The sequence below is a fragment of the Halobacillus sp. ACCC02827 genome (assembly GCF_030291935.1).
GTDB lineage: Bacteria > Bacillota > Bacilli > Bacillales > Halobacillaceae > Halobacillus.
The window spans coordinates 306,396-323,208 of sequence record NZ_CP128168.1 but is presented as its reverse complement, the minus strand read 5'-3'; the positions used below and the strand labels follow the sequence as shown (position 1 = coordinate 323,208).

The following is a 16,813-nucleotide window of genomic DNA, read 5'->3' as shown; positions in this document are numbered from 1 at the left end:
CAGGGTCTCCTTATTAAAATGGGTACTCACGGTATCCATTCATAACACCAATCCATTTGACAGTCGTAAATTTATCCAATGCCCACTCGCCATTAAAACGGCCGAGCCCGGATTCTTTTTCTCCGCCAAAGGCGACATGAGCTTCATCGTTCACTGATTGATCATTAATGTGAATCATACCGGTTTCAATTTGCTTGGCAACCTCCACTCCTCTGTGGATATCTGTCGTAAAGACGGAGCCGCTGAGACCATAGGGAGAACCGTTGGCTATTTCAATCGCTTCTTCTTCGGAAGACGCCTTAATTACTGCTCCCACTGCTCCAAACACCTCATTTTGAGCAATCGGCATATCATTGGTCACTCCAGTAAGGATAGTTGGGTGAAAAACATTCCCTTCCGCTTTTCCGCCTGTAAGGATTTCCGCTCCTTGCTCCACACTCGCGTTCATATCTTTCTGAATGCGTTCTACCGCATCTCTGTTAATTAAGGGACCGACCACTGTATCTTTTTCTCCCGGGTCGCCTACCTTCAGGCTTTCCACCTTTTGCTTAAACTTTTCAACGAATTCATCATGGACACGTTCATGAACAATGATCCGGTTTAACGACATACAGATCTGACCCTGATGCAGGAACTTCCCGAATGTCGCCGCCTGAACCGCACGATCGATATCCGCATCCTCTAATATGATCATTGCATTGTTACCACCGAGTTCCAACGCCGTATCTTTAATATGCTTTCCAGCCAATTCACCTATGTGGCTCCCTACCTCTGTCGAACCAGTAAAGGAAATTAATTTTGCATAAGGGTGTGTTACAAACGCATCCCCGATTTCCGATCCGCGCCCTACTACGACATTGATCACTCCTTCAGGGAATCCCGCTTCTTCAAAGAGGTCGGCAATCAAGAGCCCCGATGTCGCCGGCGCGTCAGAGGCCGGTTTAACGACGACTGTGTTTCCCGTAGCAAGTGCCGGCGCAATCGAACGAACAGCTAAATGAAGCGGGAAATTCCATGGACCAATGACACCGATCACACCTTTAGGCGAACGGTATATCCTATTCTCTTTCCCCGGAGTATTAGACGGAAGGATCTGTCCAGCCATACGGTTGGGGAACGTAGCCGATTCCCTGATAATTCCTACAGTCGCTTGAAATTCCACCTCGGCTTTAACCATCGTACTTCCCGATTCCTTGACGAGCCAGTCGACTATTTCACCTTTTCTATCTTGAACGACCTCCAGCAGGCGGTCGAAATACCCCCGCTTTTCCCTTGGGGTTGTGTTCATCCAGTACTTCTGAGCTTGATAGGCAGCTTCATATGCTTCGTTCAAGTCTTCCTCATTTGCTGAGGGGATAGAAGCGATCGACTGTTCTGTGTAAGGATTAATATTTTCGACAAATTTATCGCTGGACCCATTCTTCCAGCGTCCGTTTATAAACTGTTTCGTAAATGTTTTAGGGCTCATTCTATTCACACTCCATTTCAAGATTTCCACAGGAGTATGATACCCTCGCATCAGATTATCCAAACGGCAGCCAACGTCTCAGCCGCCTGCTGTCTGCTTTATCATATCGACATGCGGGATTCCATCCTCCAAATACACGTCGGATATTTCCTCAAAGCCGAAGGATCCATAGAAGTGGCGCAGATGTTCCTGACCATGAAGAAAGATCCTCCCAACTTTCCATTCTTCCTCCAACAGACGAACCGCTTCCGTCATCATCGCCCTCGCATAGCCTTTCCCCCGATGGTCCTCTGTCACCAGGACACGACCAATCGTGTAATGGCCATCCACATTTTCCGGAGAAATAATCCGGCAGTATGCCGCTATCTCCCCATCCACCTCCAGCCACAGATGCAGAGAATCTTGATCTCTGCCGTCGACTTCCGGATAAGGGCATTCCTGCTCCACGACAAATACAGCCACCCGTGTCATTAAGATCCGGTATAATTCCTCTTTGCTAAGCTCATCAAATGATTTCCTGACCCATCTCATCTTCATCCCATCCTCACCTTTTTTCCTTTACTATATCGAAGCGGACTTTCCGATACAAAGAATTTTTTACAATTTCTTTCCGAATCGTTTTATCTGAATAATTTCAGGGAACCCGGCAATGGAAAAGGAATTAGGAGGATTGGTTATGTTCAGCAACATGCTTCCCATATCATTGAAAAAATATCTTCAGATGCCAAAGAGGCAGAGGAAGCACGAGGTGCAGATGGCTATATGGTATATGCCGTTCATCTATATCATTATGTCCCTCGTGGTCGTCGGGATCACCCTGACGCTTGACCTCGTCGTAGAAGTCAATCAATATACTCAAAACATATTTCAGATCAACGCTGAAGTTACCCGCATGCTTGTCAGTACGCTGATCGGGGGCATGCTGACGTTAAGCGCATTCACATTGAACTCCCTGCTTGTCGTCCTCACGACATTCAGCGGCCAGTTTTCACCAAGGATGCTTCTAAACTTCGTTTCGGATAAACGGACACAACATGCTCTCGGGATCTTCAACGGCAACTTCGTCTATGTATTGATTACCTTCTTATTTATCGGAAATGCCCAACGTGAATTCTTCGTAGCCGTACCGATTATTACCGTCCTGCTCACCTTTATATCTGCCGTCACATTCGTGTATTTCATCAACCATGCCACGACATGGATGCAGGTCCACAACATTACAAGCACCATGAAAAAAACGTCAGAAACAATGATTAACCAAACGCTGCATAGAGACCTTGAACCATACCGTAAAAAGAACCCGGAAGACTTGTTGGAAGCATACCAGGATGATGCCCGTCAGATTAAATCACCCGTATCCGGCTACATACAGCTGGTGGATTATCGGGAAATGATTGAACAGGCGAGAAAAGACGACATTATCGTCCATCTTCACGCTCAAGTCGGCGACTATGTATTGAAAGGGAATACACTCTTCAGCTACTGGGGGCCCGGCGCAGCGGGCAACGATTATAAAGAATATTGTTCTATGGTACATATCGGTCATAAGGAGACGGAATTGCAGGACATTCAGATGGGGATGCATAAACTGGCGGAAGTAGCGATTAAAGCACTGGGAAATGACGATCCCAAAACAGCGACCAACACGATCCATCAAATGGCCGATCTCATGCTTACCGTGGAGGACTACATCACCTTCACCCCTTATTTAATGGACCAAGAGGAACAGACGAGAGTCGTGCTTCTGTCTGAGTCGTTCGAATCCTATATTTACAGGGGATTCGGATTTATACGACATTATGCGCGCAGCAACCACCTTATCATTACGGAGTTGATCAGAGGTCTTGGGATGGTGGCAGAATCCATCGACGAATCTAAGCACCAGATGCTGTGGAAGTTCGCCTGCGATACGCTTGACCATATCGAAGAAGAAGTCATTTATACGCTTGATAAGACTTTTCTGCTGCAGGCGATGAACCACTTAGCAGAACTTACAAATAATACATTGGACTATTTCGCTATCGAACGCCGCTTTTACGACGAACTTCCAACTTCTTAAATCCGGAAAAAATAAAAAAGGAAACCCCGGACTGTAACAAGTCGAGGTTTCCTTTTTTGTATCCTTTTACAAATCAAGCGTTGCAGGCGTATCTTCCCCTTCGTTCATTAGACGAATGCTTTCCGGCATAATTTCAAGGACAATATAGTTCGGATCATCCTTCCCATCAAACCAACGGTTCATGCGCTCCGACCACAACTCTTCTTTAATTTCCTGGTCTTCACGGATTTTCGCCTGTCCTTCCACTTCCAAGTACGTATCCCCGTATCCTTCGCCTTCATAGCCGATCAGAATATGGACATTCGGATTCGCTTCAATTTCATCCGCTTTATGTGTGTCGCTGTTCGTAGGAGTATAGAATGTGAATTGTTCATCATTCCAGAATGTCATGTAACGGGTATGAGGTTTGTCATTCTTTACGGTAGCCAACGTACCGATTTTATGTTGTTCCATAATCTGCTTAATCTGGCTCTTTAATTCATCTTGTGTCAATGCAAACAAGCTCCCTTCTCCATATATGCTGCTCTGTCTTTCATACATTTCCAGTTTTCCCCGATAAACGAGAGCTAAACACAAAAATATGCCGCCGGTCATGACACAGCTCTTTAAGGGCAAGCTAAGAAGACCCGTTTCTGCACATGGATGCGCAAATTTGCATAAAATCGTTTTATCCAAAGCCTTCCTTGTTTTACACTGAAGGAAAGACAGGATTCGGGAGGAACAACCATGACTTTACAAATGAAAAATTGGAAATGGCTTTATATTGCATTGGGTTCTATATTTGTAGGGCTGCTCATCCTGATGATCAATTCAAAATCGAGCAGCTCGGAACCGTACCCGCGCGAAGAAGTAACACCGACCTTATTCATTCACGGGTTCAAAGGGGGGCCGAGGAGCTTCCAGACCATGATGGACCGGATGCAGTCCATGAATTGGGGAAAAAAAAGGATGACGGTCTATGTAGCGAACGATGGTACCCTCTCCATCCAGGGAAGCTTCCCCCAGACAAAGAACCCGTTCGTGCAGATATTGTTCGAAGATAATCGCGCCAGTATTTCCAATCAAACAAAATGGGTCGAAAACGTGATGATCCAGCTTCACTCCCGCTACAATGTTCAACAAGTAAATATTATCGGACATTCCATGGGCGGGTTAGCGTCAATCAATTATTTACTGAACGAACCTGCGGACGGCGTACCTGCCGTTAAGAAAGTTGCTGCTATCGCCAGTCCATTTAAAGGCATTCGGAAAGATTCCTATTTTGAATCCAATTACGGGGCCGCAACCGTGGATTTGAGACCAGACTCTGATGCTCTCCAGGATATGGTTAAGAATAAGGATCATTTCTCAGATAATGTAGACGTCCTTGCGGTGGCCGGAATCATCAACAAGGAGGCCCCGGAGCAGGAGCACTGGGATGGTCTTGTCCACGCCTCAAGCGTCCACGGACTGGAAGACATCGTTCCATTCGGCCGTTACTACGAAGAAAGAATTTACCAGCCTCAGGCAACCCACTCCGGCCTCCATGAGCTTGCGGAAGTCGACACAATAGTGGCTGAATTCTTGTGGGAAACAGCACCAATGCGTTCGACAAGCGGTGAGCATCCTTAATCCAACAAAAAAAGTCCGGAGTTTGCTCCAATGCGCCTTGATGCATTGGGAAGCAACTCCGGATTGTTTTATTCTTTTTCGAAAATAAATACCCACATGAATGTAAGTGCCTGCTTTAATTCTTCTTCAAGCCCCGCCAAGAGACTGTCCTCGACACCACGCTTGTAAACCCCTTGTCCAGCTATTGATCTCCACCCTGTCTCTTCTGCCATCTTCTTCAATTCCCACGGCATCATCGTATTGCATATGACTTGTTCCCCGAACAAGCGGCGATAGCTGTTGGTCCTCGGCATTGCCGTCGGACCAAGCAGTGCGATACAAAGTCTTCCCCCAGGCTTCAGTATCCGCTTCATCTCATTAAGCCCCTGTGAAGGAATCTCCGTCCATTCCAATGAATTGACCGCCATGGCACTATCAAACGAATCATCTTCGAAAGGTAGAGCAGTTAGATCCCCCTGGACGAAGGTAAGCCCTTGTTCCCTGACTCTGTCATTCGCCTTATCAATCATATCTTTCGACAAATCAACCCCTGTGACCTCATATCCCTCCTGCCAAAGCCGGAAAGATCCATAGCCGTCTCCACAGCCGAGGTCGGCTACTTTTCCTTTCGGGATATGATTCTCAAGGAAGGGAAGGATCGTACTTCGACTTCCTTCGTCCCACATTTCCTTGCTTTTTGAACTCCACATCCCGGCACGGTCGTCCCACTGCCTTTCTGCTTCTTTATGCCAATCGAACTTGACCATTTCCTCACTCGCCTTTCCGCTTCTTATATATATTTCTTCTTATAAAATTATACCTTACACCAATGCGCTGTGTCTGGGTTTTGATGCTTGGAGGTATTTGTTGTAGAATGGAAAAGGCTTGAATGTTATTTCGTTGTCCGTTATGATAGAAACACAAGATAAGCTAATAAAATTAATCTGAACAACTACATATAGTATTTGCGAACAGAAGATGCCACAAGGCTTAATAGGGAATCCGGTAACCAATCCGGAGCTGCCCCCGCAACTGTACGCATCCGCGAAATGGAAGATTCCACTGTGCCGCGCACGGGAAGGACCAGAGTAAGATCGGATGCCAGCCAGGAGACCTATCTTCGTTCGGCAGAGTTTCAACTTCTTCGGGGATTGAGAAGATGAAGCGATGGAACGAGGACTTTTTTGTGTCTCGCATCGTTTCATGGTTTCATCCACTCCCTTTCCCGGAGTGGATTTTTTTATTTTATATGTAGATATCAGATCAAGGAGTGAAACCATGAGCGTATCAGCAATTAAAGACCAATGGAAAGAAAGATTAGAAGCTTGGAAAACCGAGTTCCCTATGCTTGATCTGGATCGCATCATCCATAAAATTCCTAACTTAGGTTTTGAACATATGACGGAACAGGACCAGCGCCACGCTCTTATTCTCGAGTGTCTGGCTGAGGTCGATGAAATGGAACCGGATTGGACATTTGCAGCCAGCAGAATGCTGCTTGAGCAGATGTATGAGGAAGCTTCCAGTAACCGCGGAACAAACAAGGAATATGAAGATTTTCATGGTCTAATCTGCACGTTGATTAAGAAAGGCATCTATTCCGAGAAGCTGCTTACATATTACTCAGAGGAAGATATATACCAATTAGAAGAAGCACTCGCCCCTGAACGTGACCATCAATTCACCTACATTGGTTTGAAGACATTGAGTGACAGATATATTGCAAGAAGTAAAGAGAAAGAAGTTTATGAACTTCCTCAAGAGCGCTTTATGATCATTGCAATGGTCTTAATGTCACAAGAAGAAGCACCAAAACGGTTGGCACTCGTAAAAGAAGCCTACTGGGCTTTGAGTCATTTATACATGACTGTAGCCACCCCGACTTTAGCAAATGCGGGGAAACGTTATGGTCAGCTGAGCTCCTGCTTCATCGATACGGTAGATGACAGCCTTCAGGGCATCTACGACAGCAACACAGACATCGCCAATCTCAGTAAGCACGGAGGAGGAATCGGAGTCTATCTCGGCAAAATCCGCAGCCGCGGCAGTGATATCCGTGGATTTAAAGGGGTTTCCTCCGGCGTCCTTCCTTGGATGAAGCAGTTAAACAATACAGCCGTGAGCGTCGATCAGCTCGGACAGCGTCAAGGTGCCGTCGCTGTATATCTTGACATATGGCATAAAGACATTTTCCCGTTTCTTGACAGCCGATTGAACAACGGAGATGAACGGCAGCGGACGCACGACCTGTTCACAGGCGTATCCATTCCGGACATCTTCATGGAAGCAGTGGAGAATCGGGAAGACTGGTACTTGTTTGACCCTCACGAAGTACGCAAAGTCATGGGATTTTCGCTGGAAGATTATTTCGATGAAAAACGCGGCGAAGGCTCTTTCAGAGATAAATACCAGGCATGTGTAGAGAACCCGGAGCTTTCCAAAGAAACTGTGCCCGCCATTGAAATTATGAAACGGATCATGGTTGGACAGTTGGAGACCGGAACACCATACATGTTCTATCGGGACGAAGTAAACCGGATGAATCCAAACAACCATGCCGGCATGATTTATTGCAGTAATCTGTGTACAGAAATAGCACAGAATCAAAGACCTACCACTCAATCCGAACAATACGTGGAAGACGGGAAGATCATTACCGTCCATAATCCTGGTGATTTCGTCGTGTGTAACCTTTCCAGCATCAATCTGGGCCGTGCGGTTCCAGCCGGTGTGCTTCCACGGTTGATTGCAATCCAAGTACGTATGCTCGACAACGTAATTGAACAAAACACGATTCCTGTACTACAGGCGCAATTGACCAATCATAAATATCGCGGCGTAGGTCTAGGAACCTTCGGCTGGGCCCACCTGCTTGCAAAGAAGAAGATTGCCTGGGAATCAGAAGAAGCACTCGCCTATACAGAGGAAGTGTACGAAGCGGTTGCTTATCACGCGATAGAAGCAAGCAGTGAGCTGGCTCAAGAAAAAGGAAGCTATCCTCTATTTGAAGGTTCTGACTGGCAGACCGGGGAATTTTTTGTTAAACGATCGTTTGACCAAGACCGCACATGGAACTGGAATGAGCTGAGAAATAAAGTAGCGGCACAAGGAATGCGGAACGGGTACCTGCTCGCTGTCGCTCCAAACTCCAGCACTTCCCTGATAGCAGGAAGCACAGCAAGCATCGATCCGATTTTCAAAAAGTTCTACTCAGAAGAGAAGAAAGACTACAAGATTCCAGTAACCGCACCAGAGCTCGATCACACGACTTACGGGTATTATAAATCCGCTTACGATATTGATCAGCATACTAGCATCAAGCAGAACAGTATCCGCCAGCGATTCATCGATCAGGCCATTTCCTTCAATATGTATGTAAGAAATACCATTCAGGCGAAAGAACTCCTCTCCCTGCATTTGGATGCATGGCGAAGCGGGATGAAGACGACATATTATACAAGATCAACTTCCAGTCAAGGCGAATACGACGACTGTGAATACTGTTCATCATAATAAGGAGGGACACCTATCATGCGCACAATAAACAAAAGAAAACTGGTGGATCATGAAGCTCCCAATGCTTCAACAGGTATTGTTAACGGCAGAAGCTCGAACGTATTGAACTGGGATGATACCCGTTACGCCTGGGCTTACCCTATGTATAAGAACATGCTTTCGAACTTCTGGATACCAAACGAAATCAATATGAGCAATGATCTAAAGCAGTGGCCCGAACTTACGGAACAAGAACAGGCTTCCTTCAAGAAAATTATCGGTCTCCTTGCTTTTCTTGATTCTATCCAAACCGATTACTCAGGTAAAATAGCCGACTACCTTACAGATTCCAGCCTGTCTGCACTCATGCAGGTCCTGGCCTTTCAGGAAGTCGTTCATAACCAATCTTATTCCTATGTCCTGTCCACTCTTGTCGATCAAAGGGAACAGGAAAATATATTCGAATACTGGAAACATGACGAAGTTCTCTTAGAGCGGAATCAGTTCATCACGGATGGATATCAAACTTTCGATGAGGACCCTTCTGTTGATACCTTCTTACGTTCCATCGTTTATGATGTCGTATTAGAAGGACTATTCTTCTATGCCGGTTTCGCGTTCTTCTACAACCTGGCACGAAATAATAAAATGGTTTCTACAAGTACGATGATCAATTATATCAACAGGGACGAACAGATCCACGTCAACCTGTTTGCAAGAATATTTAAGGAAACACTGAACGAGAATGAAGAACTGGATAAGGAAGAATACCACCGCTTCGTCACGGAAACCTTTAAAGAAGCTTCCGAGTTGGAAATCAAATGGGCCCATCATATCATCGGTGACAGGTTCCCCGGCATTCCGATCCATGATTTAGAGGATTATATCCGTTTCATGGCCAACAAACGGTGTCAACAGCTCGGAGCAGAGAAACCTTTCCCTTCCTATAAGAAAAACCCATTAAAATGGATTCGCGCTTATCAGGAAGTAGATGAAGGAAAATCAGATTTCTTTGAGCAGAAGTCCAGACAATACACGAAAGTTTCCGATACGAACGGATTCGATGACTTATAAAGCTGACCGGGCCTTGTGCCCGGTTTTTTTATGTTAACTTTTCTCACATAACACTAAAAACGCTCTTGATTTTTCAGAATATTTCATTTATAGTTATATTTATTCATTACCTTAAGTGTTAGGAAACCTAACATGATTCTAAAGGAGGACACTATTCATGAAGAAAGTAGAGGCGATTATTCGGCCGGAAGCGTTCCAGACACTACGCCGCAACCTCGACGAATTAGGGGTGAAAGGACTGACAGTCTCAGAGGTGGCAGGGTGCGGACAACAGAAAGGCCAGGAAGGAATTTTCCGCGGCAACCGCTTTGAAATCAAGCTCTACCCGAAAGTGAAAGTGGAAATGGTTGTGGAAAATCATGAATTAGGTGCCATCATAGACGCAATCATGGAGTGCTGCGCAACAAACGAAGTCGGCGATGGGAAAGTGTTCGTTTCTACCATCGATGAAGTATTTCGAATCCGGACAGGAGAAACCGGAAAAGAAGCACTGGTCTAAAACCATTTTAGAAAGGAAGAAGATTATGAAAAAAATTATTCCTATATTCTTTATCGCACTCCTGGGCTTCCCTGTCGTAGCAAGTGCAGAAACGGCAGTCACAGCTGACTCTGTCCTGCAGTCCCTCGACATGGCCTGGATTATGATCGCAGCATTTCTTGTATTCTTCATGCATGCAGGATTCGCCATGGTGGAGTCGGGGTTCACACGCTCTAAAAACGCACTGAATATCCTCATGAAGAACTTCATGACAATGTCCATCGCAGCCGTCCTCTACTTTATCGTCGGTTACGGAATCATGTTCGGAACTTCAGGTGGCGGCATCATAGGTACAGACGGATTTCTCCTCAGCGGACAAGAAGATCAAATCGGATTCTTCGTTTTCCAAGCTGTTTTCGCAGCCACGTGTGCCACCATTATTTCCGGCGCCGTTGCTGAACGCATGAAACTAGGCTCTTATCTTATACTTACCCTTTTCATGACAGGTTTGATTTACCCGGTTGTAGGACACTGGATTTGGGGCGGCGGATGGATTTCCGAGCTCGGTTTCGTAGACTTCGCCGGTTCTACAGTGGTACACATGACCGGCGCTGTAGGAGCACTTGTTACCGTCCTGTTCCTGGGGCCTCGACTCGGCAAATACAGTGGAAAGACAGTGAACGTCATCCCTGGTCATAACATTCCATTAGGAGCACTTGGTGTATTCATTCTTTGGTTCGGCTGGTTCGGATTTAACGGAGGGAGCACACTTGCTGCCGACCCTTCCCTCGTACCTTCCGTCATCGCAACCACCCTGCTGTCAGCTTCTGCAGGTATCATCGGATCGGCCTTCTATTCTTACGCGAAATTTAAGCGTATCGATGCATCCTTAACTCTGAACGGAGCACTGGCAGGTCTTGTAGGTATCACAGCAGGGGCAGCCAACGTTTCCTTAATCGGTTCTGTTATCATCGGTTTAATCGCAGGCGTCATCCTTGTTGAATCTGTTCAATTTCTTGACCGCGTCGTTCGTGTGGATGATCCTGTAGGAGCCATCGCCGTTCACGGTATCTGCGGGATTTGGGGAACACTCGCTGTAGGCTTCTTCTCTATTGAAGGGGGATTGTTCTACGGGGACGGCTTCCGTTTACTGGGCATCCAAGCCGTAGGAATCCTCGCGGTAATTGCATGGACAGTTGTCGCAACCGGCATCGTTGTTTTCCTTATCAAGAGCACAATCGGCATTCGCGTCTCCCGGCAAGAAGAGATTTCCGGGCTTGATTTTGCCGAACATGGGTCTTCCGCTTACGAATCCAGCAGAGGAATCTTTAACGAAAACCCTGTCCTTGATAACGATTTTGGAGTAGGGCTTCTTCATCGCCTCGATGGATTACAGAACGAACAAACAGCTCCTCCGAAAGAAGAAAGAACAGCTCAATAAACCCTTCCCGCCCTCTCATAAGGGGCGGGATTTTTTAGTTCCTATTATCTATTTTGCGAACGTATGTTCTTATTTTGATCATTTTGTGGTATCCTTGTACATAGATACCGTTTCCTTCCATTGGTAAGGACGACCGTAATAGAAAGGGAGTGAGGCCAGCGATGAGTATTTACGAAGCTTTGATGACCATGTTGGCGTTTGGAACCTTCATCATTACACTCCTTGCGCTTATCATCAAAATCAATAAAAAATAGACCTTCCCTCAGGAAAGGCCTGTGTCTATCAAATTTTAGAACGGTATCATCCGGCGACAGTAGCCGCTGTTGCCGGTTTCATTTTTATTATAGCACGCCCACAAAAGAACCACCCACCCCATTTTCGATCCCCGGAAACCTGATAAGACCCTCAACACCGTCGCCTCCCGGAGGATTTATTACTCCATTAGTCGAATGTATGTAAAAAGGTGTTTTTTAAAACCTGAGAACGATGTGTGTCGTCTATATGAAAGAGGTGGGACATTGTGATACGAAAACAGCACTCCAAGTCATCCGGCCAGGAAGCACCCGTTGTCGACCAAGCCCTTGTGGAACAATGGATTCAAGAATACGGCCACGATTTGAAATGGCTGGCTTTTTCGTACGTCAAGGACTACTCTACTGCCGAAGATATTGTTCAGGAAACGATGATCAAAGCTTACCAAAAGTATCCGACATTCAAACAAGAATCCACCACAAAAACATGGTTGTACAAAATAGCAATTAACCTGTGTAAAGACTATTTAAAGAGCTCTTACGTTAAAAGGGTCATCAAGCGGGGAACAGAAATGTTCCGTCACCTGCCGTCAGGAAGACACACCCCGGAAGAGACTCTATTACAACGCAGCGAGGAAGAAGCCTTGTTGGAAGAAGTGCTGAAACTCGACGACAAATACAGGGAAATGATCGTCCTTTATTACTTTGAAGAATTCGATGTCCACGAGGTGGCACAGGTGTTGAGAATAAGTCCAAATACGGTAAAAACCAGACTGAGGCGCGCGCGACAAATTCTTCAGGACCGTTTGACTGAGAAAGGAAGTCTCCGACATGAGTGATATAATGGATCGTAAATTAAAAAAGATCACACAAGAGCTCAAGTACGACCAAGTCCCTTTCGATGGACGCCACATGAAAAAAACTGTGCTGAAATCCTTACGTCAGGAAGAAAAGACTCCCTATAAGAGGAGAATGCTTTTCCCATTATTAGCTGTGTTCCCGACGGCTGCTCTCTTATCTCTATCCTACACAGAGAGCCAAACTCCAATGACAGCTTCCACGTTAGTCGGACAGACCATAAAAGGCGACTTCAAAACAGCTGGAAGCATCGAAGACGCTGAATTCGCAAACGCCGGAGCAGAACGCAGCACCGACATAAAAGTATCTAAAATGATCCGCGCCACCTACATCATTCACGAAGGAAAAGCCTACATCCAAACAAATAAACAAGTATCCCCGAAACAGCTCCACGAGGTCATTGGCACAATGGAACACCTACCCTCCGCCAAGGATAAATTAAAGTCTGTGCCGACGCAGACGACAAAAACTTCTATTTACAGCATTAAGGAGGAAGATCCAAAAGAAAAAATTGCGGTTCAAAGCTGGCGGGACGAAGGAACAGCTTCTACCGGTACCGGGAAACAGGGATACTACTTATTCCAAAACGCAGAGACCCATCCACTCCCTGACGTTTCCCCTTAATCTTCCTTATATAGATGTCGTTTCACATCGTCTAAAGATTGTTGTATAGTAGGCTTGATTTTCGGGTTATAGAATACAGCTGCGGGGTGATAAAGAGGAATGACACGATAGGCTTTCTCCGTTTCACACCACCTAGGTTCGCCTTCTTTTGGACGATACTTCAGCAATGGTGTTTCCATCAACTGTCCGACGAGAACACTAATTTTGCCTTCTTCACCTGTCAGCCTTCGCAAGGCAACACCACCCAACACGAGGATAATATCCGGATCCACCTGTTCCACCTGGTAGTCCAGCAATGGTGCATGGGCTTCTATTTCTTTTTTATTCGGCTTTCTATTTGCTTTTCGCTTCCCCTTTTTGTTGGAATCCACCCATTTGTACGGGCGACTCCTTACTACGCTTGTAAGGTACAGGTCATCACGTTCCAAACCAAGATACTCCAACTGCTTATCCAACTCTTTACCCGCCCGTCCAATGAATGGAACCCCTTCAACCGCCTCTTTCTCTCCAGGCGCTTCCCCTACCAACATAATTTCTGCGTTACGGTTTCCCTTACCAGGAACAAATCCTTCCACAAGACACCCTTCCATCCTTCGTTCTGCATCTTTTAACATCGATTTCGGCCACTCCATTTCCAGCATCCTCCTAACCTTTCCCGTTACATCTATGTTCATACAAAAACAAAAAGCGGCCGGCAATGCCGACCGCCCTCCACTATTTTTGATGAACTGCTTCTGTCTCATTTTCCTTAATTAGATCAGCAGTCAATTGACCAGACAGCGTGACCATCGGTACTCCACCTCCAGGGTGGGTGGACCCCCCTACAAAGTACAAACCCTCAAAAACCTGACTCTTCGAAGGGATCTTGAAACCGCCATTCGACTTACGATCAGCAGCAATACCATAGATAGATCCACCATTCGGTCCATATAAACGCTCTAAATCTTCCGGAGTAAAGCGATATTCGAATTCAATGGAATCTCTAACTCCTTCCATCCCCATCCGCTCCAGCTTATCCAGGACGGTCTCGCGATAAGCATCCCAGTCGACCGGCTTTCTTTTCTTATTTTCAAGTGGTGGAACGTGTGTCAGGACAAACAGGTTATCTTTACCTGCCGGAGCCTGCGATTCGTCTGAACGGGCGGAGATACCAATATAGATTGTCGGGTCATCCGCTGGTTTTCCCTGCTCATATATCTGCTTGAACTCCAGCTCTGGATCTTCTGAAAAGAAGAAGTTATGATGCTTAAGGTTGTTAAATTTACGATTTGTGCCAAGGAGGAGAACAAGACCTGAAACCGTGGGATCGAATTTCTTCTCCAGCGACTTTGTTTCTTTCTTCACTTTGGCCGTTTGCGGTGCAAGCTTGCGATAAGCAGGAATAGCCTCTAAATTGGATACCACAACATCCGCTTCATGCACCGTGCCATCTTCCGTCTCTACGCCGATTACGCGCTCATTTTCCACAACAAGCTGACGAACAGGAGAGTTAAATTGGACGTCCACACGCAGCTCCTCCATTAAACGTCCCATAGCCTCCGCAATATTATAGAGACCGCCTTTGACATAATAGATGCCAAGCCCCAGCTGTACATAGACAAGCTGATTAAGAATAGCCGGTGTTGCGTATGGGTTCGACCCCACATACATAACGAAGTAATTGAACAACTGCTCTAGATATTTGTTATCAAAGAACTTGCGGGTGGATTTAGCGACCGTGTTCATCGGATCCATTTGTAATAGTTCACTGAATTTGTGGTGACTCTTTAAATCTTTCAGATCTGAAATACTGTATTTATAGAAGCTCTTCATACAAAGCTCATACATATCTTGGCTGTAGGAGAGAAAATCCGTCAACTTCCTGTTCGGCCTGTCCGTTACTTTAGCCATTTCTTCCAGCATATTTGGAAGGTCACTCGTAACATCAATCGACGTCCCGTCTTCAAAGAAGGTTCTCCATTGAGGCTCCACCCGTTCCACTGTTATATAATCATCCAAACGTCGGTGGACGCTCTCAAACAGCTGTTCCAACACCCACGGCATAGTCAGGATCGATGGACCGGTATCAAAGGTGAATCCTTTTCCTTCTCTCTTATTCAACTTTCCGCCAAGGTTGCTGTTCTTTTCAATCACTTTCACATCATATCCGTCTGCAGTCAACCGAATCGCAGCAGACATCCCACCTAAACCAGCACCTACAACAACAGCTGTTTTCTTTTTCAAATGATCCACCTCCGAATTTAATAGACAAAAGGAATCAATCGGTATCGCCTGCGACACCAATCTTTGTACTTCTCTCCATGCTCCTCAACCAACATCGCTTCTTCCAGGCGGATTCTATGTAGTAATGCAGAAGCAACCAAAGCTCCGCAGACAAAGGCTGTGTATATGTTCCCTACACCTAAGCAAAAGCCGATGATGATGGAAAATAAACCTGTATAGAGGGGGTGCCTCAGCCAGCGGTAAGGTCCTGTGCTGACAAGCTTGTCTCCTTTTTTCACAGAGACATCCCTTGTAAACTGGTCCTTAAGGTGCATAATGCCCCAGTAACGAAGCCACACACCTGCCGCGTAAATAAGCAGACCCACCCACCATACCCAGCGGATAGACAGAATACCGAAGTTCCATTCACGCATGATCAACGTTGCGCAAACCGCCAGTAGAACGGTGATTAGAATGATCGGGAAGGAGCGACGTTCCGCTTCACCACCACCCTTTGTCGAATGATGGTTGCGGAACAAAGCAAACTCTCCAATCCAAAGAATTGTGACGAATAAAAACAGAAGCTCAAAGAGATTCATGCTTCCGGAAAGCCGTCCATTCTCACAGAAAGCCCCCTCCTTCCCATCCATTCTTCTTTCATAGCTGCTATCTATCATTATTCCCCCATTCCTCATTCCATAAACAGGAAAGTAGATACATACCGTGGTATGATAGGGCCGAGGGGGAAGGAAAACATATGGAACAATTTTACTGGTTTTTCATCATCAGCGTCATCCTGGCTACTTTTTTCATGATTTTCAGGAGATTGACCATCAAGACATACGTACTGATTACCATACTCGTAGTCTTGTATATCACGGTTTTGGTTTTAAGTTTTGCCGCCGACCTGCTATAGTTATAAACCTTTCCGCTGTTTATTAATCGCTTCCCTGATATGGTAGAGTTCCGCGTACATGGCGGTGGAGTAAACACTCATGATACTGAGGAACATCGATATTACAAATATGGAACCGTCTAAATCGAAGCCCAGCACGGCCGTAAAACCGACAATGGCACCGATGATTACTCCGATCCCTGTTAAAAGCAGGATTTTCTGCAACGTTACTGAATAAGACATTCCACTCACTCCTCCTAAGTTAACTATTTTCTACTATACCCATGAGTCTCCGCATCTACACGTCCATCCTCCTCGACAGCCTCGTCCAAAACTGGAGCTAACAAAAAAACAGGCAGCCACAGCTGCCTGTTTTTC

General features: G+C 45.9%; 18 protein-coding genes and 1 riboswitch. Of the genes, 10 read left to right on the top strand and 8 right to left on the bottom strand.

What is annotated here, in order from left to right; all coding sequences use genetic code 11:
* Nucleotides 1-13: 13 nt before the first annotated feature.
* Together QRD89_RS01745 and QRD89_RS01740 are read right to left on the bottom strand one after the other, a co-directional pair.
* Nucleotides 14-1,468, bottom strand: coding sequence for an aldehyde dehydrogenase family protein (locus tag QRD89_RS01745; protein ID WP_286096175.1), 1,455 nt, complete (start codon nucleotides 1,466-1,468; stop codon nucleotides 14-16).
* Nucleotides 1,469-1,546: 78 nt separating this feature from the next.
* A complete protein-coding gene (locus QRD89_RS01740; RefSeq protein ID WP_026577014.1) occupies nucleotides 1,547-1,999 on the bottom strand; it encodes a GNAT family N-acetyltransferase in 453 nt (150 codons plus the stop codon).
* A 145-nt stretch (nucleotides 2,000-2,144) separates the two neighbouring features.
* On the opposite strand from QRD89_RS01740, the gene QRD89_RS01735 reads away from it, so the two are divergent.
* Nucleotides 2,145-3,527, top strand: coding sequence for a DUF2254 domain-containing protein (locus QRD89_RS01735; protein WP_162129273.1), 1,383 nt, complete (start codon nucleotides 2,145-2,147; stop codon nucleotides 3,525-3,527).
* Between the two features lie 66 nt (nucleotides 3,528-3,593).
* On the opposite strand, the gene QRD89_RS01730 is transcribed toward QRD89_RS01735, so the two are convergent.
* Nucleotides 3,594-4,019 carry a pyridoxamine 5'-phosphate oxidase family protein gene (locus tag QRD89_RS01730; RefSeq protein ID WP_008636282.1) on the bottom strand — a complete coding sequence of 142 codons (426 nt, stop codon included), beginning with the start codon at nucleotides 4,017-4,019 and terminating at the stop codon, nucleotides 3,594-3,596.
* 234 nt (nucleotides 4,020-4,253) lie between these two features.
* Between QRD89_RS01730 and QRD89_RS01725 the strand changes: the two genes are divergently transcribed.
* Nucleotides 4,254-5,138 carry an alpha/beta fold hydrolase gene (locus QRD89_RS01725; RefSeq protein ID WP_286096174.1) on the top strand — a complete coding sequence of 295 codons (885 nt, stop codon included), beginning with the start codon at nucleotides 4,254-4,256 and terminating at the stop codon, nucleotides 5,136-5,138.
* Between the two features lie 68 nt (nucleotides 5,139-5,206).
* Here the strand turns inward: QRD89_RS01725 and QRD89_RS01720 are convergent, their stop codons facing one another.
* On the bottom strand, nucleotides 5,207-5,884 hold the full coding sequence (locus tag QRD89_RS01720) for a class I SAM-dependent methyltransferase (RefSeq protein WP_286096173.1): 678 nt from the start codon (nucleotides 5,882-5,884) through the stop codon (nucleotides 5,207-5,209).
* Nucleotides 5,885-6,076: 192 nt separating this feature from the next.
* Nucleotides 6,077-6,253, top strand: a riboswitch (cobalamin riboswitch).
* 142 nt (nucleotides 6,254-6,395) lie between these two features.
* Between QRD89_RS01720 and QRD89_RS01715 the strand changes: the two genes are divergently transcribed.
* The 7 genes from QRD89_RS01715 (at nucleotide 6,396) to QRD89_RS01685 (ending at nucleotide 13,338) form a co-directional block, all read left to right on the top strand.
* The gene (locus tag QRD89_RS01715; protein WP_008636304.1) at nucleotides 6,396-8,630 is read left to right on the top strand and encodes a ribonucleoside-diphosphate reductase subunit alpha; all 2,235 of its coding nucleotides are present in this window, start codon (nucleotides 6,396-6,398) and stop codon (nucleotides 8,628-8,630) included.
* A gap of 18 nt (nucleotides 8,631-8,648) precedes the next feature.
* Nucleotides 8,649-9,686 carry a ribonucleotide-diphosphate reductase subunit beta gene (locus tag QRD89_RS01710; RefSeq protein ID WP_026577018.1) on the top strand — a complete coding sequence of 346 codons (1,038 nt, stop codon included), beginning with the start codon at nucleotides 8,649-8,651 and terminating at the stop codon, nucleotides 9,684-9,686.
* A gap of 157 nt (nucleotides 9,687-9,843) precedes the next feature.
* Complete coding sequence (locus QRD89_RS01705; protein WP_286096172.1) at nucleotides 9,844-10,185, top strand: P-II family nitrogen regulator; 342 nt, start codon at nucleotides 9,844-9,846, stop codon at nucleotides 10,183-10,185.
* A gap of 25 nt (nucleotides 10,186-10,210) precedes the next feature.
* On the top strand, nucleotides 10,211-11,605 hold the full coding sequence (locus QRD89_RS01700; protein ID WP_008636310.1) for an ammonium transporter: 1,395 nt from the start codon (nucleotides 10,211-10,213) through the stop codon (nucleotides 11,603-11,605).
* A 161-nt stretch (nucleotides 11,606-11,766) separates the two neighbouring features.
* Nucleotides 11,767-11,859 (top strand): putative holin-like toxin, encoded by a 93-nt coding sequence (locus QRD89_RS01695; RefSeq protein WP_008636312.1) that lies wholly within the window; start codon nucleotides 11,767-11,769, stop codon nucleotides 11,857-11,859.
* A gap of 266 nt (nucleotides 11,860-12,125) precedes the next feature.
* Entirely contained in the window at nucleotides 12,126-12,695 is a 570-nt protein-coding gene (locus QRD89_RS01690) for a sigma-70 family RNA polymerase sigma factor (protein WP_051348838.1), read from the top strand.
* A complete protein-coding gene (locus tag QRD89_RS01685) occupies nucleotides 12,688-13,338 on the top strand; it encodes a hypothetical protein (protein ID WP_026577019.1) in 651 nt (216 codons plus the stop codon). Before QRD89_RS01690 ends, QRD89_RS01685 begins: the two co-directional genes overlap by 8 nt.
* On the opposite strand, the gene QRD89_RS01680 is transcribed toward QRD89_RS01685, so the two are convergent.
* The 3 genes from QRD89_RS01680 to QRD89_RS01670 form a co-directional block, all read right to left on the bottom strand.
* Entirely contained in the window at nucleotides 13,335-13,970 is a 636-nt protein-coding gene (locus tag QRD89_RS01680) for a uracil-DNA glycosylase (RefSeq protein ID WP_286096171.1), read from the bottom strand. The two genes, QRD89_RS01685 and QRD89_RS01680, sit on opposite strands and share 4 nt — an antisense overlap.
* An 82-nt stretch (nucleotides 13,971-14,052) precedes the next feature.
* Nucleotides 14,053-15,561 (bottom strand): phytoene desaturase family protein, encoded by a 1,509-nt coding sequence (locus QRD89_RS01675; RefSeq protein WP_008636325.1) that lies wholly within the window; start codon nucleotides 15,559-15,561, stop codon nucleotides 14,053-14,055.
* Between the two features lie 17 nt (nucleotides 15,562-15,578).
* Nucleotides 15,579-16,217 (bottom strand): methyltransferase family protein, encoded by a 639-nt coding sequence (locus QRD89_RS01670; RefSeq protein ID WP_008636327.1) that lies wholly within the window; start codon nucleotides 16,215-16,217, stop codon nucleotides 15,579-15,581.
* A gap of 80 nt (nucleotides 16,218-16,297) precedes the next feature.
* On the opposite strand from QRD89_RS01670, the gene QRD89_RS01665 reads away from it, so the two are divergent.
* Nucleotides 16,298-16,456 carry a hypothetical protein gene (locus QRD89_RS01665; protein ID WP_161484935.1) on the top strand — a complete coding sequence of 53 codons (159 nt, stop codon included), beginning with the start codon at nucleotides 16,298-16,300 and terminating at the stop codon, nucleotides 16,454-16,456.
* Here QRD89_RS01665 and QRD89_RS01660 read toward each other — a convergent pair whose 3' ends face one another.
* The gene (locus tag QRD89_RS01660; RefSeq protein ID WP_008636328.1) at nucleotides 16,457-16,678 is read right to left on the bottom strand and encodes a hypothetical protein; all 222 of its coding nucleotides are present in this window, start codon (nucleotides 16,676-16,678) and stop codon (nucleotides 16,457-16,459) included.
* Between the last annotated feature and the right edge of the window lie 135 nt (nucleotides 16,679-16,813).